This window comes from Candidatus Margulisiibacteriota bacterium (assembly GCA_018822365.1).
GTDB lineage: Bacteria > Margulisbacteria > WOR-1 > O2-12-FULL-45-9 > XYB2-FULL-48-7 > XYB2-FULL-45-9.
This window is the reverse complement of the sequence record JAHJKL010000049.1, coordinates 1-16446: the sequence shown is the minus strand read 5'-3', so window position 1 is coordinate 16446 and position 16446 is coordinate 1. Positions and strand designations below refer to the sequence as shown.

The 16446-nt window shown below is 52.3% G+C and carries 20 protein-coding genes; 3 read left to right on the top strand and 17 right to left on the bottom strand.

The features are described 5' to 3' along the window. The 3 genes from KKF06_04095 to KKF06_04085 all read left to right on the top strand — a co-directional run. Nucleotides 1–660: rRNA pseudouridine synthase (locus tag KKF06_04095; protein ID MBU1616949.1), on the top strand; the 660-nt coding region annotated here is incomplete at its 5' end. A gap of 16 nt (nt 661–676) precedes the next feature. Then, the gene (rfbC, locus tag KKF06_04090) at nt 677–1228 is read left to right on the top strand and encodes a dTDP-4-dehydrorhamnose 3,5-epimerase (protein ID MBU1616948.1); all 552 of its coding nucleotides are present in this window, start codon (nt 677–679) and stop codon (nt 1226–1228) included. Nucleotides 1229–1238: 10 nt separating this feature from the next. Further along, on the top strand, nt 1239–1931 hold the full coding sequence (locus KKF06_04085) for an SIMPL domain-containing protein (protein MBU1616947.1): 693 nt from the start codon (nt 1239–1241) through the stop codon (nt 1929–1931). Here the strand turns inward: KKF06_04085 and metG are convergent, their stop codons facing one another. From metG to KKF06_04000, 17 genes are all read right to left on the bottom strand, one after another. Beyond that, on the bottom strand, nt 1932–2261 hold the full coding sequence (gene metG, locus KKF06_04080; GenBank protein MBU1616946.1) for a methionine--tRNA ligase subunit beta: 330 nt from the start codon (nt 2259–2261) through the stop codon (nt 1932–1934). Between the two features lie 2 nt (nt 2262–2263). After that, a complete protein-coding gene (locus tag KKF06_04075) occupies nt 2264–2632 on the bottom strand; it encodes an EscU/YscU/HrcU family type III secretion system export apparatus switch protein (GenBank protein MBU1616945.1) in 369 nt (122 codons plus the stop codon). Between the two features lie 2 nt (nt 2633–2634). Beyond that, a complete protein-coding gene (locus tag KKF06_04070) occupies nt 2635–3924 on the bottom strand; it encodes a hypothetical protein (protein MBU1616944.1) in 1290 nt (429 codons plus the stop codon). 50 nt (nt 3925–3974) lie between these two features. Then, entirely contained in the window at nt 3975–4691 is a 717-nt protein-coding gene (locus KKF06_04065) for a 50S ribosomal protein L25 (protein ID MBU1616943.1), read from the bottom strand. A 164-nt stretch (nt 4692–4855) separates the two neighbouring features. Continuing rightward, entirely contained in the window at nt 4856–6586 is a 1731-nt protein-coding gene (mrdA, locus tag KKF06_04060; GenBank protein MBU1616942.1) for a penicillin-binding protein 2, read from the bottom strand. Beyond that, on the bottom strand, nt 6579–7031 hold the full coding sequence (mreD, locus tag KKF06_04055; GenBank protein ID MBU1616941.1) for a rod shape-determining protein MreD: 453 nt from the start codon (nt 7029–7031) through the stop codon (nt 6579–6581). The genes mrdA and mreD overlap by 8 nt, the downstream gene beginning before the upstream one ends. Before the next feature lie 27 nt (nt 7032–7058). Then, on the bottom strand, nt 7059–7877 hold the full coding sequence (gene mreC, locus KKF06_04050) for a rod shape-determining protein MreC (protein MBU1616940.1): 819 nt from the start codon (nt 7875–7877) through the stop codon (nt 7059–7061). After that, nucleotides 7874–8902 (bottom strand): rod shape-determining protein, encoded by a 1029-nt coding sequence (locus tag KKF06_04045; protein ID MBU1616939.1) that lies wholly within the window; start codon nt 8900–8902, stop codon nt 7874–7876. Before KKF06_04045 ends, mreC begins: the two co-directional genes overlap by 4 nt. A 59-nt stretch (nt 8903–8961) precedes the next feature. Beyond that, the gene (locus KKF06_04040; GenBank protein ID MBU1616938.1) at nt 8962–9564 is read right to left on the bottom strand and encodes an SPOR domain-containing protein; all 603 of its coding nucleotides are present in this window, start codon (nt 9562–9564) and stop codon (nt 8962–8964) included. Nucleotides 9565–9610: 46 nt separating this feature from the next. Further along, nucleotides 9611–10768: a bifunctional folylpolyglutamate synthase/dihydrofolate synthase gene (locus KKF06_04035; protein MBU1616937.1), complete on the bottom strand. Its 1158-nt coding sequence runs from the start codon at nt 10766–10768 to the stop codon at nt 9611–9613. Continuing rightward, a complete protein-coding gene (locus KKF06_04030; GenBank protein ID MBU1616936.1) occupies nt 10768–11349 on the bottom strand; it encodes a site-2 protease family protein in 582 nt (193 codons plus the stop codon). The genes KKF06_04035 and KKF06_04030 overlap by 1 nt, the downstream gene beginning before the upstream one ends. A 15-nt stretch (nt 11350–11364) precedes the next feature. Continuing rightward, nucleotides 11365–12237 carry a site-specific tyrosine recombinase XerD gene (gene xerD / locus KKF06_04025; protein MBU1616935.1) on the bottom strand — a complete coding sequence of 291 codons (873 nt, stop codon included), beginning with the start codon at nt 12235–12237 and terminating at the stop codon, nt 11365–11367. A 40-nt stretch (nt 12238–12277) separates the two neighbouring features. Then, entirely contained in the window at nt 12278–12817 is a 540-nt protein-coding gene (locus tag KKF06_04020; protein ID MBU1616934.1) for an NUDIX hydrolase, read from the bottom strand. Between the two features lies 1 nt (nt 12818). Next, nucleotides 12819–13931, bottom strand: a complete 1113-nt coding sequence (locus KKF06_04015) for a M20/M25/M40 family metallo-hydrolase (GenBank protein ID MBU1616933.1) — start codon at nt 13929–13931, stop codon at nt 12819–12821. Then, entirely contained in the window at nt 13928–14833 is a 906-nt protein-coding gene (gene thiL / locus KKF06_04010; protein MBU1616932.1) for a thiamine-phosphate kinase, read from the bottom strand. Before thiL ends, KKF06_04015 begins: the two co-directional genes overlap by 4 nt. Before the next feature lie 74 nt (nt 14834–14907). Next, the gene (locus KKF06_04005) at nt 14908–15552 is read right to left on the bottom strand and encodes a hypothetical protein (GenBank protein ID MBU1616931.1); all 645 of its coding nucleotides are present in this window, start codon (nt 15550–15552) and stop codon (nt 14908–14910) included. A gap of 110 nt (nt 15553–15662) precedes the next feature. Then, nucleotides 15663–16446 (bottom strand): hypothetical protein (locus KKF06_04000; protein MBU1616930.1); only part of this gene is annotated, 784 nt, incomplete at its 5' end.

Here is a 16446-nt window from a genome sequence, read left to right as displayed (position 1 = left end):
GCCTCCCGCCGCAAAGCGGAGGAATATATCAAACAAGGGTGGATCAAGGTCAACGGCCAGGTCGTGACCGAGCTGGGGACGAAGATCGATCCGGCTACAGATAGGGTAGAGCTTAGCGAACAGGCCCACAAACACCAGGAAGAGTTCATTTATCTCCTGATGAATAAACCGGTCGGTTATGTCACCAACCTCCCCCAGGCTGGCGAAAAAGAAGCAATCGACCTGTTACCGGCAAAATTAAAGAACCTTCACCCGGTCGGCCGCCTCGATAAAGATTCCGAAGGGCTCCTCCTCCTGACCAACGACGGGGTCGTCGCCCACCGGCTCTCCTCCCCCAAATTTGAGCACGAAAAAGAGTACGAAGTGACGGTCGACCGGCCGATCGCCCCGGACGTCATCGCCAAATACCGTCAGGGGATAATAATCTTAGGGGAAAAAACCAAACCGGTCCTGGTCAAAAAAATGACCGGCGCGACCTATACCTTTATCCTGCGCGAGGGAAAAAACCGCCAGATCAGACGGATGCTCGACAAGTTTGGCTACAACGTCCTCCGGCTCAAAAGGGTCAGGATCGCTAATTTGGAGCTGGGAAACCTGCGGCCAGGCCAATACCGGCTGATCAAATCGTCGGCAATCGTTGCGCCCACTCCTATTGAGTGATATAATTTTTTTCTAGATGAGCAATTTTAAATTCACCAAAACCCCACTGGCCGGCGTCATTGTCATTGAAGGGCGCTCGTTCACCGATAACCGTGGGTTTTTTATGGAAACCTACCACGCCAGAACTTTTGCCGAGAACGGGTTGATCACCCGCTTTGTCCAGGACAATCACAGCCGCTCCCAAAAAGGAGTGGTCCGTGGTTTGCACTACCAGCTCCCTCCCCACCCGCAAGGAAAACTGGTCAGCGTCATGAAGGGGAAGATCTTTGACGTCGCCGTCGACCTGCGGAAAAGCTCGGCAACTTTTGGCAAATGGCACGGCGAGCTCATCGATGTCACCAAACAGCTCTATATCCCCGAAGGTTTTGCCCACGGCTTTCTCTCCCTGGAAGACGAGACAGATGTTTTATACAAATGCACCGACCTCTACGACCCGGCCTGCGAGCGGGCCATTGTCTGGAACGACCCCGACCTTGGGATCAAATGGCCGCTGGAAGGGTTTACCCCTCTGGTTTCCGATAAGGACGCCAAAAGTCCGGCGTTCAAGACCATCGAGCCCTTTAACTAGGAGGAAAAAGATGAAAAACCCGCTCTTCATTATAGTAGCCCTGCTCTGCCTCACCCTGGCCGCTGCCGCCAAAGATCAATCGATCATCGTCAACGGTTTTGGATCTGTCCAGGTCGAACCGGACACCGCCAACGTTCAGTTAGGGGTTGAATGCTCCGGCAAGAGCGCCCAGGCGGCCCAATCGGAAAACGCCCGGCTGATGAAACAGGTCGTGGAAGCGATCGAAAAGAACGGGATCGCCAAAAAGAAGCTCGCAACTTCAAACTTTAACATTTGGCCGGAGGTCAGGTACGAACAGAATCAGCCGCCAAAAACTGTCGGCTACCGCTGCGGCAACCAGGTCAACGTCACCATTGAGGACCTTACCTTGATCTCAAAAGTGATCGACTCCGGGATCGCCGCCGGGGCCAACAATGTCCGCGGCCTTCATTTCTCCCGCCAGGACGATAAAGAAGCCAAGCGGCTCGCCCTCTCTGACGCGGTTGCCGCCGCCAGCGAAAAAGCCAAAACGATCGCCAAAGCGGCCGGGCTAAAAATAACCGGGGTACAATCTATAATTGAAGGCGGGACAAGGATCGCCCCAACGCAAAACAATCAAATGGTGGGGATGGCTAGCTTAAAGTCTGAAAGAGCTGAAACACCGGTCTCACCAGGATTGATCGAGATCAGCGGCTCGGTCTCCATCACCTACTCTGTCGAGTGATCAGGAAATCTTAGATCCGTTGGGGACATCCTTCAGCGGTGAGAGGATAGTAATAACGCTCCGGTCTTCGTTTGACGCCGCCATCAGCATTCCGTGCGAGGTCACTCCGCGGATGGTCTTGGGCTCCAGGTTAGCCAGAAAAGCGATCTTCTTGCCGACGAGCTCTTCTTTGGTATAGTGCAGTTTGATCCCGGCCACAATTTCGCGCTCTTCACCGCAGTCGATCTTCAGCTTCCAGAGCTTATCGGCCCCGGGAACCTCTTCGACTTCTTTTATTTCGGCAACCCGCAGGTCGAGCTTTTTAAAATCGTCAAACGTAATGTTCTCCATCGCTATTCTCCCTTCCGAGCTTTTTCTTTTTTCTCTTCGCGCAGGCGCGTGACGACTTTTTCTCTCTTTTCAGCCATCCGGTCAAGCTTGAAAACAAAGAAAAGCACTTCCGCGACCAAAGTATATAATTCCGGCGGGATCTCGGAGTCGATCTCCAGCTTGGCGAGCAGTTTGGCCAGCTCCGGGTCTTCGTAGAGCGGGATCTTGTTCTCTTCGGCGATCCGGAGGATCTCGTCCGCCATCATCCCCTTCCCGGTCGCCAGGACCATGGGGGCCTTGTCCCGGTCAATGTCGTAGCGGACCGCGACCACGGTCTTGCGTTCCGGTTTTTTTTCGCCTTCGTTTGGTTGTTGTTTTTCTTCTTCAGCCATTTTTATGCCTCAATGTCAATCCGCTTCAAGGCATTCTCGATCGACGGCAGCAGGGGGATCAGGTAAGCCTTGGTATTGCACATCGCCTTGTCAACTTTGACCTGGTAGCCGGTGATCAAAAAGTTCTTGTCCGACAACTTCTTCTGGAATTCACCAAATTCCTGGGCGATCAGGGCGCGGCCATTGTCGCCGTAATCCTTCTCGGCAAAGACAAAGACAACATAGATCTTGTTATCTTTAACGATCATCGAAATGACCATCTTCCCTAATCCATCGGTCTCAAAAGCCATGACCACCTGGGTGTTGCGCGGATCGATCTTGGCTTTTTTCCCTTCGCCGTCCCGCTTGATGACGATCTCAAAATCCTTGGGAGGATTGATCATGGTGTTGGGGATCTGCTGATAATGATAGTTGACCTCGGTCCGCCCGCTTTGCGACAGGATCGATTGGGCGACCACATTTTGCATCATCCGGTCAAGTTTGCCGGAAAACTCTTTAACCGCCGAGGCCAGGAGTTCTCCCTGGGCACCTCGGGCCTTTTCTCCTCCGGCCTTTTCCTTAACTCCATTTAAAAGCGCTTTTAGGGCTTTAGCGTCGGTAAGCAGGGAGTTGCGGTCCAGCGGGGTCCCTTTGGTCGCAAATTGATCGGAGATCGTTTGGAACATTTCATCAAATTGGCCAAGCATCGCCGTCAACTGGGCGACCAGGCTCGAATCGAGCAGTCCTTTGCCGCTCATCAGGGCCGACGCCAGGTTGCTGATCCCTGACTGGAGGCCTGAAATCTGGCTCGCCATGCTTGGATTATCCGCCAGGTATTGGCCAAGGACTTTGACCGCTTCAGGAGAGTCGACCCCTTTCATTACCAGCATGGTCGCCGCCTGCTGCATCGCGTCCGATTTGTTGGTCCCCTGCATCATGTTCATTATCTTAACAAAATTGCCCCGGGAGAGTTCCAATCCATTGCGGAGCATCAGCGAGGCAAGCTTAGAATTAAAATCGCTTGGTTCTATTTGTAATGAAAGAAGATGCGAGCGGACATCTTCGATCGTCAAATTGCGGGAAATTGAGGCAGCCGGTTTGGCCGGTGCCGCCGTCGCTGCCGGAGCGGCAGTCGCGGCCGCTTGCTGGGAAGGCGCTACCTGGCCAGGTTTGACCGGAGCGGCCTGGTTGGCCGCGTTTTGGGCGGCATTTGACTGTGAACTGGAGGAGGAAGAAGTTGTTGGCTTACCACTCGGCCAAATAATTGGCTTACCAGGATGGACACCGCCGCCTTCTGCGTGAAATTCAGACATAATATTTTATCGGATTATACAGGAAAAATATTGCGGTATCCAGAGGGGGATTACTTAGCAGCTTTTTCTGGCTTCCCAGCTGGAGCCGCTTTGGCTGGTTGAGCCCCCGGGGCCGCTTTTTCTTTGACCTTTTCGTCTGCCACGGCAGTCGCGTCTTCCGCGGTCGCTTCACCAACGATCGGCGCCGCCGCTGGGGCAACCTCTTCTTCCTTCGCTGGCGGGACGCAGGAAGCGATCATATCCGCCGCGTTGGAAAGCAATTTATATTTTCCTGAAGGAAGATCGGAAACATGCAAAGAATCGTTGATCAATAAAGCAGTGACATCAACATGGAACTTCTCCGGAATATCGCCAGGCAAACACTCGATCTCAACTTCACGCAAGCCATGGACCAAAATACCGCCACTTTCCTTCACTCCAGCTGGGATCCCGGTCAATTCGATCGCCACTTTGGTCTTGATCGCTTCATCCATAACAATGTGGTTAAAATCAATATGGAGGATAGTTCCTTCAACCGCGTCAAATTGAATGTCCTGGGTCAAAACCTGAAGGGTTTCCCCCCCGACTTTCAGCGAAGCAATGGTGTTTTTCCCTGTTTCAGAGCCCAATATTTTAGTTAAAAAAGCTTTTCGTTCGATTGCGACGGCAACCGGCTTGATCTTACGCCCATAAACGATCGCGGGAATAAAGCCCTCTTTTCTTAAGCTTTTCAGCTTTTTTGTCCCGATCGCTTCTCTCTTTTTCGCTGCCAGTTCAACTTTTTTCATAACCTTACTATTTTAGCAAATTGCCAGGCATTTGTCAAAAGGGAGGAAGCTAAATCACGACTTAAAGTAGTACAACCAGCGGCTAAACGCCGCGGTTATTTAATTAAATATCGAGCCTAATCGCGACGTTTAGTCGCGGGGAAAAACACGCCCAATTGGATTCATTACTCCTCAGGATATTCCTTCTCCAGGCGATTATCCTTATACCATTTGAGGATATCGCGCGCGACAGTCGCCGCCGCCCGATCGCCATGTTCGCCATGTTCAACAAAGGCGGCAATAACGATCTCCGGATCGTCATAGGGAGCGTAGCAAATGAACCACGCGTGAGGCAATCCGGGATTCTGCGCGGTACCTGTCTTTCCGGCTGCCGGGATCCCCGGTACGTTTGCCGCCCGGCCGGTCGCCCGTTTCACTACCTCTCGCAGAGCATCACGAACAATTTTAACGGTAGCCATGCTTCCGGGAAGGCTCCCGATCTCCCGCGGTTTTTGCTGATAGAGGATCTCCCCATCCTTTTTTCTGATCTCTGAAACGATGTAAGGCTTCATTTGCCGCCCGGTAGCGATCGTTCCGTAAAGTTTGGCCATTTGGACCGGAGTTACCTGGAGAAAGCCCTGTCCGATCCCATAATTGATCGAGTCCCCTTCATACCACCCTTCGCCAAGCGCCCTCTGCTTCCAGGCGGTATCGGGGACTAAGCCGAATTTCTCATGCGGCAGATCGATCCCGGTCTTCTCCCCCAAACCATATTTTCTGGCATATTCTGCGATCGATTCGGGGCCAAGCCGCCGCCCCAGCTCATAAAAAACAATATCGCAGGAATTGACCAGACCATCTTCCGCCGTGATCCGGCCGTGGCCGCTCTCTTTCCAGCAGCGGGCGATCCGGCTATTGATCCGGTAATAGCCGGGACAAAAAAACGATTCTTTGGCCTGGGTCAGGTTCTTTTCCAGCGCAGCGGTCAAGACCGCCGCTTTAAAGATCGAGCCGGGAGGATAGATCGCCAGTGCCCGGTTCATAAAGGGATGCTGTTTTTTTTCAAGTTTCTCCCAATCCACCGATTCAAGTTGCTTCACAAAGATATTCGGGTCGTAATTCGGATGACTGACCAGGGAAAGGAGTTCCCCGCTTCGCGGATCAAGGACCACCACCGCTCCGATCTTTCCTCCCAAAGCGACATCAACCGCTTGCTGAAGCTCAATATCAATTGTCGTGAAAACATTGGCTCCCGGCACCGGATCGACCGTGCCTAAAACCCTGATCGGGTTTCCTCGGACATCCACTTCGATCTTCTTCCCCCCGTCCTTCCCCCTGATCAATTTATCGTAGATCTTTTCGATCCCGTCCTTACCAATGGTATCCCCCAACCGGTAACCCTCTATCTTCAAGCGTTTGAGCTCGTCTCCTTCGATCTCGCCAACGTAACCGAGCAGATGGGCCGCCGCCTTGCCATATGGATAAAGCCTGACCGGATGAACAACAACCTCGACCCCTTTCAATTCTTTACCCAGCTCTTCCACGGTGATCGCGGTTTTCAGGTCAAGGTTGTCTTTGATCAGGATCGGCCGGTCGGCCCGTTTTTTTGGCTTGACCTCTTCGCCAAGGATCGAGCTTAGTTTTTTCAAGACCTGGTCGCGGCGTTCCGGATCGTTGTCGGAGAGAAGCTGGGGCATGACCTGAATGGAAAAGACCGCCTGGTTTTGGGCAATGACCTTGCCGCTCCGGTCGTAAATAATGCCGCGCGGCGCGTAGATCGGGATGCTTTTTGCCGCATTTTCCAGCGCCAGACGCTGATATTTATCCCCTTCAATAACCTGAAGCTGAAAAAGCCGGCCAAAGATCACCAGGAACGCAAGGCCAATGACCAGCCAGATCGCCTGATCCTTATTCATTGACCAGTTTCTTTAAAACGTAGTAAATCGCCGGAACAAAGGCCAGGTTATAAATGGTCGTAAGAAGGACGATCAAGAGATAATAGAAAACTGAAAAATGGTTCCCCTGCCAAAAATAGATCACCAATCCCTCGCCGATCAAAACCAACGGAGTAATGATCGCCACCATGCTGGCGGCAAAAGAGCGGACATCCCCGACCACTTCATTGCTGATCCCGCCAACCAGGAGGCCGACCAAAACCTTGGTCAGAGTGTTAAGGTAAAGCCCAGAGGAAAAGAGGTCTTGCAGAAACCCGGCTCCGGCCGCGAAAAAGGTCGAGCCCCCCCGTTCCGCCATGACCGCGTAAACAATGACCGCGACCAGGAAAAGGTCCGGCATTGCCCCAAAGAAAGTCAGGAACGGCAGCAGGACTGTTTGTCCAAGGAGCAACACCAATAAGAACAATATTAATTTGAATGTCCGCATAAAAGCCTATTGGAAGATCAGAAAAACTTCTTCCAGTTTGGAAAAATTTACCGCTGGCCTGACCTTAACATCAAAAAACAGGTCGGAGTCTTTCTTTTTCACCGAAACAACCGAACCGATCGGAATTCCCGGTGGAAAGATCTTGGAAGCAGGTGAAGTAACGATCTTGTCGCCCACCTGAATATCCGCGACGGAACTGACATATTTCATCGCTAAAAACCGCTGGCTGGCAAATCCTTCGACCACGCCAAATTCCCTGTTCTGCTGGTCAACCGAGGCTACAGAGCTCTTTAGATCGGTGATCGGCAAGATCTTGGAACTGAACAAAGAGACCTCCACGACCCGGCCCACCAAACCCTCATCGACTATGACCGGCATATCGACTTTAACCCCGGAAAGGACCCCTTGATTGATCTCCATCAATGAGGTGTAGGGTGAAGCGCCGCGCGCCACAACCTGAGCAACGACAAGCTTAAAGCGGTAACGGTTTGACCCCTGAAATTCGAGTGATTGGCGAAGCCGGACATTTTCATTGACCAGCTCTTCAAACAGGGCAAGCTTGGCGATCGAAGTAAAAAGCCGGCTCTTGAGCTCCTTGTTCTCCTGGGAAAGATTGCGCAGCGACATCACCCCTGACGGAATGCCGACCACTCCCTTGACGACAAAATGGAGAGCCGTTTGGACCGGATAAATAACGGAGGTAAAGACCAGTCTTATCCCAAACGAGTTATTGATCGCGAAGTAAGAGAGAACCAGCGCCAGCAGAATGATAATTATAGCTGGACGATATGAGTTTTTCCTTCTAGTGCCACGGTATGGCTTCACTGATTACTCTTGGGCATGATCAGAACTTTTTTCAACGTGTCGATCTCTTCCAGTATCTTCCCGGTCCCGTAAGCGACGCAGGAGATCGGATCATCGACGACATATACCGGCATTTCGGTCTCCTGGGCCAAATATTTGTCCAGTCCTCTTAAGAGCGAACCACCGCCCGCCATGACGATCCCCCGGTCCATGATGTCGGCCGAGAGTTCCGGCGGGGTTTTTTCCAGGGTCATCCGGACCGCGTCAACTACCATTGAGACCGGCTCCGCCAAGGCGTCGCGGATCTCCGATGAAGTTAAAGTCAGCGTTTTTGGCAAACCGGTGACCAGGTCGCGGCCGCGCACTTCAATTGTTTTTTCTTCCGGCAAAGGATACGCGGAGCCAATGTCGATCTTGATCTGTTCGGCCGTCCGCTCCCCGATCAATAAGTTGTAGTTCTTGCGGCAATGCGAAACGATCGCTTCGTCCATTTCGTCCCCTGCCACCCGGATCGACTTGGAAACAACGATCCCGCCAAGCGCCAGGACCGCCACTTCGGTAGTCCCGCCGCCGATATCGACGATCATGCTCCCCTGCGCTTCAGAGACCGGCAGGTTGGCCCCGATCGCCGCCGCCATTGGCTCTTCCACCAGATACGCCTCCCGGGCGCCGGCATGCATGGCAGCATCCAATACCGCCCGTTTTTCAACGCCGGTGATCCCCGACGGCACACCAACTACGATCCGCGGACGGACAAAAGCGGAGCGCTGGTGGCTTTTATTGATAAAGTGGCGAAGCATCATCTCGGTGATCTCAAAGTCGGCGATCACACCGTCGCGCATCGGCCGGACCGCGACAATGTTAGCCGGCGTACGGCCCAGCATCCCTTTGGCTTCGTTGCCAAAAGCAAGGGGTTTGTTGTTATCTTTATTGATCGCGACAACCGACGGTTCGCAGAGAATGATCCCTTCCCCGCGGGCAAACACGAGCGTAGTCGCCGTCCCCAAATCGATCCCCAGGTCCCGTGAAAACTTTCCGAACACCATATCGTATACCGACATTTCCCCGTCCTCCTTAAATGATTGCCTGCCTGTCGGCAGGTTGGTTATTCAATGATAATCTTTGATTTGAATTCTTTTTTCAGCAGTAGTTGCTGCTGTTGCTTGGCTGTTTTCAGGCTCTTATACGCTCCCGCCTGGATCTTCCAATAAGAGCCATATTTTTTCAGGAAAGCGTCAAATCCTCTTTTCTTGACCAGCTCCAGATGATACTTAGCTTCGGTTAAAGAACGAAATGGCCCAATCTGTACCTTGTAATAAGTCCCGCTCCGCCTGGCCGCGACGCTCCGGGTTGACCGGTAAGCTGTCCGACGATATCGTTTGACCGATTTCTTTTTAACTGCCGGCTTCTCTTTGCTCCCGGCCCGCAGCGCTTTTTCCAGCTTGACCAGCGCTTCGTAAGACGGGGGGGGCTCCAGGACCATCGTCTTGCTCTCTCGCATCGGCTTTTTCACGGAAAAAAGGATCTTTTTCCCCAGCTGGAAACTGATCAAAAAACTACCGGCGATAAGCGCCACCAAAACAATAAAAACTAAAAGACTTCTCAGCCAACCCGAAAAACGATTTTTTTTCGGCAATTGGACAGTTGGCCCATCATCTGTCGACGGAATTTCATTGGGGTCTTTTTCCGGGAAATTTAAGTATTCCATGCCCTGAGTTATTCTACTACTCCCCCCATCCAGCGTCAACCAAAAACTACCGCCCCTTTTGGGCTAATATTTTTATAGTATCACCGGCCAAAAACAGAGAACCGCAGATCACCCGGTCACAGCTTGCCGTTTGGCGCAGGACCGATCCCAATTCCAACGCTTTTTCGCTGGAGATCATGGCTGACGATTGCTGATGTGACGATCTGGTAATGATCATCTCTTTGGCCAGCGGACGAAGGAGAGCGAGCATCGACGTCACTTCTTTATCTTGTTGCGCGCCAAAAATAACAACGAATTTTTTGCCGGGATATTCCCGCCCAAGCGTATCAACCAGGGTTTTAACCCCGGCCGGATTGTGAGCGCCATCGACAATGGTAAGCGGTTTTTTCCTGATCACCTGGAAACGGGCCGGCCAGCGGACTTTCTTCAGGCCGGCCACGATCTTCTTTTTATCGGCACTTATACCGGCCAGAAGGACCGCCGCTACCGCGCAGGCGGCATTCCTCTTTTGATGTTCCCCCAACAAATTGGTTATGAACCCGGCGCCAACTATGCCGACCTGGACCAATGAGCTCCCGCCTATATTTGCCTGATGGGTCAGGACGGTAAGCGCCTCGGCTTTGCTTTCGGCGGTAACCACCGGCACCCCCGGCTTGATGATCCCCCCCTTTTCCACCGCGATCTTGGCCAGTGTCCGGCCAAGCACGGTGGTATGTTCCAGCTCGACATTGGTGATCACCGAGACCAGCGGCCTGATAACATTGGTCGCGTCAAGCCGCCCCCCCATCCCAACCTCAACCACCGCGAAATCAACTTTTTTCTTCGCGAAATACCAAAAGGCGACCGCGGTCAGGACTTCGAAAACGGTAGGTTTTTGCGGGAGCCCGGCGGCCGCTTTTTTGACCGCGGCGATCCCGGCAGAAAGATCGGGCTCGCTGATCTCGCGGCCGTTGATCTGGAACCGCTCATTGTAGCGGAGCAGATGAGGAGAAGTGTAAAGCCCGACCTTGTACCCCAGCTCTTTCAAGATCGCCGCGATCATCGCGCAGGTCGACCCTTTGCCATTGGTCCCGGCAACGTGGATCGCCTGAAGCTTTTGTTGGGGATTCCCAAGATTCGTCAGGAGACCGGTTATTCTCTCCAGCCCAAGATTGATCCCGAATTTCTCCAGGGAGGATAGGTATTTTTCCAACGCCCGGTCCATTAGACCAGCAAACTATAAACAAACTGGATGATCGCGATCAATATTGGGGAAGCAAAAAGAATGATCCCCAGCAGGATCAGCATGCTGTACTGCTGCAGACGATACATCGTCTCATATTGGTGCGGCGGAAGAAAATATTCCAGGACATGCGAGCCGTCAAGCGGCGGGACCGGGATCAGGTTAAAGATCGCCAGCGCCAGATTGATCCAGATCGCGTAACTGATAACCATGGAAAAAGTATCGTTGATAAAAGGAAGGTTGCGAAAGATCACCGCCAGGACCCAGGCTAAAAGAAAATTCGACAAGGGCCCGGCCAGGCTGACCAGCAGGCTCCCTTTTTTAGGATCGCGAAAATTATAGGGATTGATCGGGACCGGCTTGGCCCAGCCGAAACGGACCAGGAGCAAGGCAAGAAAACCAAGCGGGTCAAGATGGCTTAAAGGATTGAGGGTCAGCCGCCCGGCAAGCCGAGGGGTCGGGTCCCCCAGTTTATCCGCCACAAAGGCATGAGCGAACTCATGAACGGTGATCGTCACCAAAAGGATCGGCAGGGCGATCAGAAAAAAACTTAGATCGTACATCTTTTAACTCCTTTTTTAAGCCCTTGGGTGGGCCTGGTTGTACATTTTTTTAAGCCGTTCACGGGAGACAGAAGTATAGATCTGGGTCGTCGAGATGTCAGAGTGGCCCAGCATCTCCTGGACGGAACGGAGGTCGGCCCCTTTCTCCAACAGGTGGGTCGCAAAGGAATGCCGCAATGTGTGCGGCGAAGTTTTCCCCCTGATCCCCAGCTTTTTAACGTACTTTTTAATTATCAGCCATAACCCCTGCCTGGTCAAGCGGTGCCCGTTCTTATCGAGAAAAAGAGGCTCTTTCTCCTTTTGCGGAAATTGCGGCCGCCCTTTTTCCAGATAATCGCGGATCGCTCTCAAGGCCGCCTTGCCGACCGGCACAACCCGTTCTTTCCCCCCTTTTCCCAGACAGCGGATGAACGACACTTCCAGGTTGATATCGTCAAGGTTGAGGTCGGTCAGCTCCGACGCTCTCATCCCGGTGGCGTAAAGCAACTCCAGAAGGGCCGAATCCCGCAGAGCCCAGGGATCGTTCCCTTTTGGAGAAGTGATCAACTTTAAAGTATCGCCGATCGTCAGCGCCTTGGGGAGCCGCTTGGCCTTTTTCGGTAATTTGAAATCAGAGGTCGGGTCGGACACCGCCCCACCTTCTCCGACCAAATAATGGAAAAACGATTTCAAAGTAGCCAGTTTTCGTTCGATCGAGGCCCGGGAAAAACCTTCTTCGCTCAAATGCTGCAGATAGTTTTGCACTACCTTGCGCTCCACTTGGGGAAAACCGGCTCCGGCAAAAGCGGCAAACTGCTCCAGGTCGAGTTGGTATGAAACGACGGTATTTTTGGAATACCCCCGCTCCACCTGGATAAAGCTCAGGAAATCCAATATAGATTCATGCATATTTTTCGCTCGCGAAGTTCATTCGCTGGTTTCTTCATCCTCAAGCCAACTCGCCCTTGAGCGCCAGGTCGGCGATCATGATCCCGATAATCGTCTTGTTGTCCCTGATCTTCCCCTGCTTGACCAGGTCAAGGCAAGCCTCAACATCAACCAGATCGACCTCGATAAATTCGTCCTCTTCGGTCTGCTGGCGGGTCTCGGTCATCTCCTTGGCCAGAAAGAACTGGATCGCTTCGCTCGAATAACCGGGGGCAACAAAGCCGGAAAAGACTTTGGTCATTTTTTTCGCCCGGTAGCCGGTCTCTTCTTCCAGTTCCCTCTTCGCGGCCGCGACCCCCTCTTCTCCCGGTCCAAGGGTCCCGGCCGGCACTTCCAGCAATATTTCCCCGGCCGCCTGCCGGTACTGCCGGACCAGGACCAATTCCTGATCGTCAGTGATCGCCACGATCGCCACCGCTCCCGGATGCTCAACAATTTCCCTGGTCGCTTCTTTGCCGGACGAAAGCCGCACGGTATCGACCCGGAACTTTAACAAGCGCCCTTCAAATACGTTTTTTGAGGAAACCAATTCTTCGCTCAATTTAGTCACGGTTAAACTCCTTTATAATATTAAAAACTATCTCCGCTCCGCGGACCAGGTCGCGGACCGCGATCCGCTCTTTGGTCGTGTGTACATTGTCCGCCCCCACTCCGACAATCAAAGACGGGACCCCCAAAGCGTTGAAAATATTGGCGTCGGACCCGCCACCGGTCCCGGCAATCTTGGGACGGATCCCGGACGCTTTCATTCCGGCCACCGCTTTTTCCAGCAGCGGGCTGGTCTCAGCGATGTTGAACGATTCATAGATCCTGGCGAACTTGATCTTGCAGACCGCCCCATGGCGTCGGCACTCGCCCTGCAGGGTCTTTTCCATCCGGCCGATCTGTTTTTTTACTTTAGCCAGCCGGTGGCTTCTGGCTTCTCCTCTGATCTCAACTTCATCGGGGATAATATTTGTCGCCACTCCACCATGGATCATCCCGATATTAGCGGTCGTCTCCTGGTCGATCCGGCCAAGCTTCATCCTGGCAATGGCGGCGCTCGCCGCCTTTATGGCGCTGATCCCTTCTTCCGGATGGATCCCGGCATGGGCCGCCCGCCCATACACCCGGGCGACAAAATTATATTGGTTCGGCGCCCGGCAAACAATCTTGTCGATATCGCCGCCGTCAAGGACCAGGCCATAGGCCGCTTTGATGGCAGAGGGAGGGAAAGCGGCCGCCCCGACCAGGCCGATCTCTTCCGCGACCGTCAAGATCACCTGCAGAGGAGGATGGGAAACCTTTTTTTCTTTTAATACTCGCAAAAGCTCCAGAATAACCGCCACGCCAGCCTTATTGTCAGCTCCAAGAATGGTCGATCCGTCAGAGGTAATATACCCCCCTTTTTCGATCGGCTTGATCCCCTGCCCAGGAACAACTGTATCCACATGAGCATTAAGCAAAAGCCGCGGCCCCCGGTTATTGCGGCCCGGGACAAGAAGGTTAAGGCTGCCGACCTCTCCGTTTTCCGGTCGCCCGATAACGGAGGCTTTTAATCCCAGACTCTTCAGTTCCCGGCGCAGATACCCGACGATCTTTCCTTCCTGCAGGGAAAGGCTGTCAATGCGGACCAATTGCTTGAATGTTGCTACCAAACGACGTTGGTTGATCATTTAAAGTGCTCAAACCCTTTCGACCGGATCGTCTTGATCTTACCACGGTTATCGACTATTTTTACCCCCGCGCCGCGATTGACGATCTCGCCAACGACCGAGATTCCAAACTTTAATTTTTTAAGCGACTTTATCCTGGCTTTCGGCACGGCAAAAAGAAGCTCGTATTCTTCCCCGCCATATAGGGCTTGGCCCAGGTTCGCTCCCGACGCGATCGGGACCCGCTCTTCCCACAAACGGGCGCCAACCCGGCTTGCTTTGGTCAGTTCAACAACCGACCGGACCAGCCCGTCGGAACTGTCGATCATGGCGGAGGCCAGCTTCGCTTTGGCGAGCGCCGCCGCTTCCTTCAAACGAATCGGCGGCAATATTCTAGCAGAGAATTTGTTAGCGGCAGGGAGGCCGAACTTGCCGGTGACACAGATCAGGTCGCCGACTTTAGCGGTTGAACGACGCAGGAGATTTTTGGGGACGACTTCCCCAAGGAGGGTGATCGAGATCATCATCCCATTGGGGGAGGCGACAGTATCGCCGCCAACAAGGTCGACCTTAAGCTTTTTGGCCAATCGGTTGATCCCCCGGTAAAGATCATCAAGCTTGTTTACGGCCAATCCTGGAGGAAGAGCCAAAGTAATAACAGCGGCGGTCGGGCGTCCTCCCATCGCGGCAATATCGGAAACGTTAGCGGCCAGAGCTTTATAGCCAAGATCAGCAAAGTTAGTATTTTTTAAGGTAAAATGAACATCTTGAACGAGAGCATCAGTGGTAATTAATAATAATTTAGTCGTCAGTTGAATAACCGCCGCGTCATCCCCGATCCCCACCACCGTTCCCTTCCCTTTTTTAAGGTTTTTCGCTAAATGGTCGATCAGGCCAAACTCCCCGAGCTGTGAGGCTTTCATGAAAAGATTATAACATGATTATTTAACAGTGGAGAAAGATTAAAGCGGTAAAACAAGGTCCCTGGGTCGGATTTTTATTTCAAAGTCAAACCAACGCTTTTGATATGGCGCTCTATAGCTGCGACCTGATAGTCGGCGCAGATCTCTCTCAATCTTAAGAACAAATCGGCGAGCTGAACGGTCTTCCTTGCCATTAGCAGTTCCAATTGAATAGAAGGATCGTTCAAAGCACAAAAAACCGCCAGGTCAAAAGATTCGTTCATCGGAGAAATCGCATCGATCCGCCAAAATATTTCCCTGGCCAGAACCAGATCCTGCCTGGCCAGGGCGCTTATCCGCCGAGCGGTGCAATTAACCGCGTTCTCAGAAAATAAGACAGGAGTATACTGGCCGGAAAAAACCCGAAGGTAGTCCATTTGTCTGGCTGGGGTCATTTTCCCAAATCGCTGGACCCATTCCTGTTCGTTTCTTTCGTGCTCTTTCCAAAAAGTGATCGCCGCGGAAAGGGTCTTGCGGGACAGTTTATCCGAAAATGACGAAAAACCCTCCGCCAAAGCATATCCAGCCAGCACCTGGGGATCCTCACCAATGGATTCTAAAAATTTTGAATGGCTATATATCGGCTGCGCCATAGTAAAACACCTGACCTCGGCCCGATGGCCAGGCGAATAAGATCGGCGCGCGGCTGGATTTGCCGGCAAATTGAATATTTTACCCATTATTTATGTCTCCCAGATAGGTTTGCATACTCTATTGTCGACATATTTACTAATAAATTTCAGAAAAATCGCGACTAAATTATACCTGTCCCGGATTAAGGCGAGGGCTGCTATTTATTCCCCATCTCAAATGTCTGGTAATAATCAAACGCGTCAACCTGATCGATATAACCGTTCTCCACCATTTTTTCCAGGACCAGAAAGCGGTCGTTTTTGTAAAACAAACTTAAAAGGTCATAAAGATCCGATGCCGAAAACCGGCCAAGTCCATTGCACAATTGAGCCCAGATCTTGTCCAAAGACTTTTTGCTTTCAGCCGTTTCCTCTATATTCTTTCCCTTGCTGGACATGATCTTATGTTCAACATATTTGGTAAAACGAACTGCCTTTTTAACCTTTGCTTGCCAGACAACCAACCGATGCATTATCAGCGCCCGTTCAGACCCCCCTCTATGTTGAAAAAAACGCTTTCCTATTTCTTGCAGGATCTTTTTTTCTTCAAGCGTTAATCCCTTCCCCTGTGCCAGTATGTGTACCGCTTCCAGATCATCGTAAGGCCTATCCTCAAATGTTTCGGTCAGCAGGCGGGCCCCCTGGGTCACCCCTCTGGCGACCAGGAGCTGCGTTTGCAAAAGCGGCTGGCTGGTCAAAGCATAAAAGACCGCCTGATCAAAGCCCGATCGGGAGATCTCGTCCAACCGCCAAAAAATGGTCCGGGCCAAAGCAAGATCATGTTTGGCAAGAACCGATATTCGCCGGGCGGTTGTCTCGGTCGCTTTTTCAAAAAAATTCCTGGGATTGTGGTGGCTAAAAAATATCCGGAGATAATCTATTTGCCGGGCTGGAGGGAATTGTTGAAAACGAGGGACCCATTCGTTGTCGCGTTTTTCATGC

Coding starts and splice junctions, on each gene's coding strand:
- KKF06_04005 (MBU1616931.1), bottom strand. CDS start 15,552: ATGGGTAAAATATTCAATTTGCCGGCAAATCCAGCCGCGCGCCGATCT.
- rfbC (MBU1616948.1), top strand. CDS start 677: ATGAGCAATTTTAAATTCACCAAAACCCCACTGGCCGGCGTCATTGTC.
- KKF06_04085 (MBU1616947.1), top strand. CDS start 1,239: ATGAAAAACCCGCTCTTCATTATAGTAGCCCTGCTCTGCCTCACCCTG.
- xerD (MBU1616935.1), bottom strand. CDS start 12,237: ATGCATGAATCTATATTGGATTTCCTGAGCTTTATCCAGGTGGAGCGG.
- metG (MBU1616946.1), bottom strand. CDS start 2,261: ATGGAGAACATTACGTTTGACGATTTTAAAAAGCTCGACCTGCGGGTT.
- KKF06_04065 (MBU1616943.1), bottom strand. CDS start 4,691: ATGAAAAAAGTTGAACTGGCAGCGAAAAAGAGAGAAGCGATCGGGACA.
- KKF06_04015 (MBU1616933.1), bottom strand. CDS start 13,931: ATGATCAACCAACGTCGTTTGGTAGCAACATTCAAGCAATTGGTCCGC.
- thiL (MBU1616932.1), bottom strand. CDS start 14,833: ATGAAAGCCTCACAGCTCGGGGAGTTTGGCCTGATCGACCATTTAGCG.
- KKF06_04040 (MBU1616938.1), bottom strand. CDS start 9,564: ATGGAATACTTAAATTTCCCGGAAAAAGACCCCAATGAAATTCCGTCG.
- KKF06_04070 (MBU1616944.1), bottom strand. CDS start 3,924: ATGTCTGAATTTCACGCAGAAGGCGGCGGTGTCCATCCTGGTAAGCCA.
- KKF06_04035 (MBU1616937.1), bottom strand. CDS start 10,768: ATGGACCGGGCGTTGGAAAAATACCTATCCTCCCTGGAGAAATTCGGG.
- KKF06_04030 (MBU1616936.1), bottom strand. CDS start 11,349: ATGTACGATCTAAGTTTTTTTCTGATCGCCCTGCCGATCCTTTTGGTG.
- mrdA (MBU1616942.1), bottom strand. CDS start 6,586: ATGAATAAGGATCAGGCGATCTGGCTGGTCATTGGCCTTGCGTTCCTG.
- KKF06_04075 (MBU1616945.1), bottom strand. CDS start 2,632: ATGGCTGAAGAAGAAAAACAACAACCAAACGAAGGCGAAAAAAAACCG.
- KKF06_04045 (MBU1616939.1), bottom strand. CDS start 8,902: ATGGTGTTCGGAAAGTTTTCACGGGACCTGGGGATCGATTTGGGGACG.